Here is a 4,725-nt window from a genome sequence, read left to right as displayed (position 1 = left end):
GACGTCCCACAGGCCCATGCCACAGCCGATGTCGCTGCCGACGAGATAGGGATAGAGGAAGCCCTCGGATTCGAAGGCCGCGCCCACCGGGGCGCCCTTGCCGGGGTGCAGGTCCGGCAGCCCCACCGCGAGGCGCATGCCGGGCAGCCGCGCCACCGCTTCCAGCTGGCGCACCGCCTCGCCCTCCACCCATGACTGGGGCGAAGCGATGATGCGCACGGTGGCGGCCGGCGCGACGGCCGTGGAGGGTTCAATCGATGACGTGGACATGGCCCCGCTGACGCTGGCCCCGCGCACGCCCTGACGCCAAGCCCCGGAGCCCGGCCGGGCCGCCTGGCCGCCTACTTGTGGTAGGGCTCGCCCTTCAGGATGGTGAACGCGCGGTAGATCTGCTCGATGAGCACCACGCGCGCCAGCCGGTGGGGCAGCGTCATCTTCGACAGGGACAGCACCTGGTTCGCCGCCGCGCGCACCGTGTCGTCCAGGCCCTCGTCCCCGCCAATGACGAAGAGCAGGTCCTTCGCGCCCGTCTGCGCCTTGCCCACGTAGCGGCCGAGCGCCACCGAATCCAGCAGCGTGCCGCGCTCGTCCAGGGCCACCAGCCAGTCCTGCGGCTTGCGCCTGGCCAGGATGGCGGCGGCCTCGGCGGCCTTCGCCTCTCCGGGCTTGAGCTTCTTGCCGGAGGCCTCGGTCAATTCAATCAGCTCGAAGCGCGTGTAGTGCTCGAGCCGCCGCGCGTACTCCTGCACGGCGGGCTCGAACAACCCCGAGCGGTCCTTGCCGATGGACAGCAGGCGGACCTTCACCTCAGGCCAGCTTCACCCGGGGCGCGTCCGCCCACAGCCCGTCCAGGTCGTAGAAGGCGCGCACCTCGCCGTTGAACAGGTGGGCCACGACGTCGTCGTAGTCCAGCAGCACCCACTGGCCCGTCTCCAGGCCTTCGGTGCTGATGGGGCGCAGGGGCTGCGCGCCCTGCTTGAGCTGCACCTGGACGTTCTCCGCCATGGCGCTCACCTGGCGGTCGCTCTCGCCGGAGGCGATGACGATGTAGTCCGCGTAGGACGTCATCCCGCGCATGTCGAGGATGACGACGTCCGAGGCCTTCTTGTCGAGCAGCAGGTCGCCGATGCGGCGCGCCAGCTCGCGCGCCTTCGGGTTCTCCGCGAGCTTGGGCGGCGGGGGCGGCGCCGGAGCGCGCGGCGCCTTCTTGCGCGCGGCGGCGGTCTTCGTGCGCGGCGGCGGACGGAGGCTGGACTTCGCCTTCTTCGCCGCCGTCTTCTTCCGCGCCGGAGCCCGGGTGACGCTCTTCGCCTTCGCCTTGGATTTGGATGCGGGGGTCTTCTTCTTCGTGGCCATGTTCCAACTACCCTAGCGCACCCTTGGCAACCTTCCAGCGCTCCTCTAATGGGTTCCGTCCATGAGCGACGCCCGCCTTGAACAGTTCAAGAAGATGGTGGTCCAGTTCCCCGACGCCCCCATGGCCTGGTTCTCCCTGGGGAAGCTGCACCTGGAGCGCAAGGAATACGCTGACGCCATCCAGAGCCTGGAGTCCGCTGTCCGTCTGGACCCGCACTATGCCGCCGCCCTCGTCTCCCTCGGGGACGCCTACGCGGGGGCCGGGCAGACGGACAAGGCGAAGGCGGTGCTCATCACGGCCCGCGACCACGCGCTCGCCCAGCAGCACCCCGGCCTGGCGGAAGAAATCGACGAGCGCATCTCCGAGCTGGGGTGAGCTGGGCTGAACCCCCCATGGGAGGGGTCCGCGCCTACTCCTGGTCGCGCCAGGTGAAGCCCACGCCGAACACCTGGCGCGTGTAGCTCAGGCTGTTGCGCGGCAGGTGCGTGCTCCACACGCCCCAGGACAGCTCCAGGTCCACCCGGGCGGAGACGGGCCGCGCCAGCTTCAGCGACAGGGAGTTCTGGCCCTCGTCCTCCTCCACCAGGATGATCTCCGGCGACAGGAAGATGCCGTCCGGGTAGCGCGACAGCCCCAGCGAGCCCTGCGCCAGCAGCGTCACCTTCCAGGGCAGCAGCACCCCGGCGCTGCCGGTGAGCCGGTGGCGCAGCGCCGTCTCGCCGAAGCTGTTGGAGCTGACCTCCTGGAAGGCATACGTGAGCGACAGCTTCACCGGCCCCCGGTACGTGTAGCCCGCGCCGGCCACCAGCCCTCCGTCCTGGCGCCGCCCCGGGGACCGGGTGACGCCGGGGAAGGGCCGGGCCTGGGTGCCATAGCCGCGGGAGCCCCACTCGCCAAACACGCTCAGTGAATGGCGCCGGTCCAGCCGGTAGCGCCCCAGCACCCCCACCTCCGGCCCGCCGAAGTCGGCCGTGTGGTCCGGGCGGTACACGAAGCGACGCGCGCCCAGCCGCACGCGCAGCGCCAGCCGCACGTCCGGGGCGTACTCGGCGAAGACGGTGGTGCCCAGGTCCGAGTACGCGCGGCTGCCGCCCCGCCGGTCCTTGACGTGGCCCTCCACGCCCACGCCCCACTCGGAGCCCAGCGCGAGCGAGCCCTCCAGCGCGCCCGCCTGCACCAGCGTGTCCTCGTTGGCGTAGTCCACGTACTTGCGGGCGCCCAGCTCGTAGCGCCCCACCACCTGCGCACGCTCGCCGGTGCCCCGGCCCTCCGCCGTGCCCAGCACGCTCAGCGCCAGGTCCGTGGCGGGCCCGCGGGTGACGCCATCGGAGAAGTCTCGCGGGGCGTTGCTGTCCACGAGCAGCCGGCCGGTGCCCTTGAGCGAGCCCTCCCACTCGGCCGCGCGCGCACCCCCGCCCCACAGGGTGGCGAGGAGGAGCAGGAGCGGGCGGAGGCGGCGGTCCAAGACGCGCGCACCATACTCCGGCCCGCCTGCACGCCCCATCCTCACGAAGCCCCTCCGGCCGGCGGTTTCCGGGGTGACAGCCCCCCGGCGCCAGCGGTCGGTGACGCCGCACCCGGGCGCCCGGTACATTGGGGCCATGTCTTCTGCGTCCCTGTTCGCGGTGGTGGCCAGCCTGGGGCTCGTCGCCTGTTCCCCGGCGTCCTTCACCACGGAGATCCAAGGGGAGACGACGGTGCCCGCGCACGCCTCCGGCGTACCCACCCTCCTCAATGCCTTTCCCGCCATCAGCAGCTTCGCGGCGCTGGACTTCAACCAGAACCAGGACTTCAGGAACCGCGACGTCACCAAGGACGAGGTGTCGCGCGTGCAGGTGAAGTCGCTGTCGCTCAAGGTGCTCAGCCCCAACGATCAAGGCTTCGACTTCCTGGACTCGCTGGAGGCCGTGGCCCGTGCGGGGGACCAGGAGGTGCGCTTCGCCGGCCGGGACGGCATCGCCAGGCTGGAGTTGGGCCCGCCCAACCCCACGCTGTCCCTCAAGGCGGACGGGGACATGGACCTGCGGCCCTACGTCGCCGCGCCCACCATGGCCATCATCCTGCGCGGCAACGGGCGCCTGCCGGAGAAGGAGGTGCGCCTGCAGGCCACGGTGGTGCTGGAGGTGGAGGGCGGCCTGCTCTAGCGCCAGCGCTCCCGTGTCACGGGGCCAGCGTCTTCGCCTTGCGCTCCAGCGCGCCCGCGCGCCCGTCCAGCTCGCGCGCCAGGGACTCCAGCTTCGCGGCCTCCTGCTCCAGGGACGTGAGGTCCTCTGGCCCGCCCGCGGCCAGCGCCTGGGCGCGCACCGGATCCACCTGGGGCCGCCGGTCGCTCGCGGTGACGGATGGCGCCACGATGCCGCCGGGCCGCGAAGGGTCATCCCCGGCCGTCGTCTCGCCGCCGCCAGGAGGGTCCGCGGTCATGGGGGGGCCGGCGTAGTCCGCCGACGAGTCTCCCGCGCTCAACCACGGCGTCCGGGAGCCGGAGCCGCGCTGCGTGGGCGCCACCTGGAGGCCCTGGTCGCCCGCGGAGCGCAGGCGCAGGCGGCGGTCCTGGTCGTCGAACATGGACTCCTCGCCGAGGAAGTCGTTCATGCGCCGGTCCAGGTCGCGCTCCTCGCGCACCTCCGTGATGCGCGCCTTCAGCGCCTGGAGCCGCTGGCGCACCTTGTCCTGGGTGTCGCGCAGCGCGTCCGCCTGGGCCAGCAGGTCCTCCGGATCATCCCCGCGCGCGGCCCCGTCCAGCGCCGGCACCTGGGACGCGGGCAGCGCCGCGCGCACGGCCTCCCGCTCGCCGCGCACCGACCGCATCTGCTCCAGCAGGCGCGCCCGCTCCGCCCGGTCCGTCGTCGCGTCCCAGGCCGAGCGCAGCCGCGTCAATTCCTGCGACAGCGCGCCGTGCAGCGCCAGGTGCGCGCGCTCCACCTCGCCCTCCGCGCCGGACACCGACTGGGCCAGCCCGGTGAGCTGCCCGCTCAACTCCTGCGAGCGGCGCAGCGCCGACTCCAGCTCCCCGCCCGGCGTGAGCTTCCCCTGGCGCTGGGCCTTGAGCGCTTCGATGCGCGCGGCCAGCCCGTTGAGCTCGTCGCGCAGCCCCTGCTGCTGGGTGCGCAGGGTGCGCACGTCGACGCGCGCCGTCTGGGCCTTCGAACGCGCCTGCTCCAGCCCGGACGCGGCCCCGGCGGGGGCGCCCAGCAACAGGCACGCGAGAAGGGCTAGGGCACGCAGCGTCATCGTGGGTCAACCTTCAGCAAGGCGGATGCCAGTCCCACCGTCCTACCCGGTTCCCTGCCCGGCCGGAAAGCCTCCTGGTTCCGGGCACCTGGCGGGCACGAGGTGGGCAGGGGTGGGGAAGCCGGGCGGTGGAAAAT

General features: G+C 72.6%; 7 protein-coding genes. 2 read left to right on the top strand and 5 right to left on the bottom strand.

Annotation, left to right across the window (positions count from 1 at the left end):
* From D7V93_RS38315 to rsfS, 3 genes are all read right to left on the bottom strand, one after another.
* Positions 1-270 (bottom strand): RtcB family protein (locus tag D7V93_RS38315; protein WP_208723292.1); only part of this gene is annotated, 270 nt, incomplete at its 3' end.
* Positions 271-341: 71 nt separating this feature from the next.
* Positions 342-806 (bottom strand): 23S rRNA (pseudouridine(1915)-N(3))-methyltransferase RlmH, encoded by a 465-nt coding sequence (locus D7V93_RS38310; protein WP_120648024.1) that lies wholly within the window; start codon positions 804-806, stop codon positions 342-344.
* Between the two features lies 1 nt (position 807).
* Positions 808-1,356 carry a ribosome silencing factor gene (rsfS, locus tag D7V93_RS46265; protein WP_208723291.1) on the bottom strand — a complete coding sequence of 183 codons (549 nt, stop codon included), beginning with the start codon at positions 1,354-1,356 and terminating at the stop codon, positions 808-810.
* 61 nt (positions 1,357-1,417) lie between these two features.
* Here rsfS and D7V93_RS38300 point away from each other — a divergent pair, with 61 nt between their 5' ends.
* Positions 1,418-1,732: a tetratricopeptide repeat protein gene (locus D7V93_RS38300; protein WP_120648023.1), complete on the top strand. Its 315-nt coding sequence runs from the start codon at positions 1,418-1,420 to the stop codon at positions 1,730-1,732.
* A gap of 34 nt (positions 1,733-1,766) precedes the next feature.
* On the opposite strand, the gene D7V93_RS38295 is transcribed toward D7V93_RS38300, so the two are convergent.
* Entirely contained in the window at positions 1,767-2,822 is a 1,056-nt protein-coding gene (locus D7V93_RS38295; RefSeq protein WP_120648022.1) for a hypothetical protein, read from the bottom strand.
* A 136-nt stretch (positions 2,823-2,958) separates the two neighbouring features.
* Here D7V93_RS38295 and D7V93_RS38290 point away from each other — a divergent pair, with 136 nt between their 5' ends.
* Entirely contained in the window at positions 2,959-3,501 is a 543-nt protein-coding gene (locus tag D7V93_RS38290; protein ID WP_208723290.1) for a hypothetical protein, read from the top strand.
* Between the two features lie 16 nt (positions 3,502-3,517).
* Here D7V93_RS38290 and D7V93_RS38285 read toward each other — a convergent pair whose 3' ends face one another.
* Positions 3,518-4,588 (bottom strand): coiled-coil domain-containing protein, encoded by a 1,071-nt coding sequence (locus tag D7V93_RS38285; RefSeq protein ID WP_120648020.1) that lies wholly within the window; start codon positions 4,586-4,588, stop codon positions 3,518-3,520.
* Positions 4,589-4,725: the final 137 nt, after the last annotated feature.

This window comes from Corallococcus llansteffanensis (genome assembly GCF_003612055.1).
Taxonomy (GTDB): domain Bacteria; phylum Myxococcota; class Myxococcia; order Myxococcales; family Myxococcaceae; genus Corallococcus; species Corallococcus llansteffanensis.
The sequence above is the reverse complement of the archived record's forward strand: the minus strand, read 5'-3'. Positions and strand labels throughout refer to the sequence as shown.

Bases quoted from the DNA above. Each gene is read 5' to 3' on its own strand.
- rsfS (WP_208723291.1), bottom strand. From the start codon at position 1,356: ATGGCCACGAAGAAGAAGACCCCCGCATCCAAATCCAAGGCGAAGGCG.
- D7V93_RS38300 (WP_120648023.1), top strand. From the start codon at position 1,418: ATGAGCGACGCCCGCCTTGAACAGTTCAAGAAGATGGTGGTCCAGTTC.
- D7V93_RS38290 (WP_208723290.1), top strand. From the start codon at position 2,959: ATGTCTTCTGCGTCCCTGTTCGCGGTGGTGGCCAGCCTGGGGCTCGTC.
- D7V93_RS38285 (WP_120648020.1), bottom strand. From the start codon at position 4,588: ATGACGCTGCGTGCCCTAGCCCTTCTCGCGTGCCTGTTGCTGGGCGCC.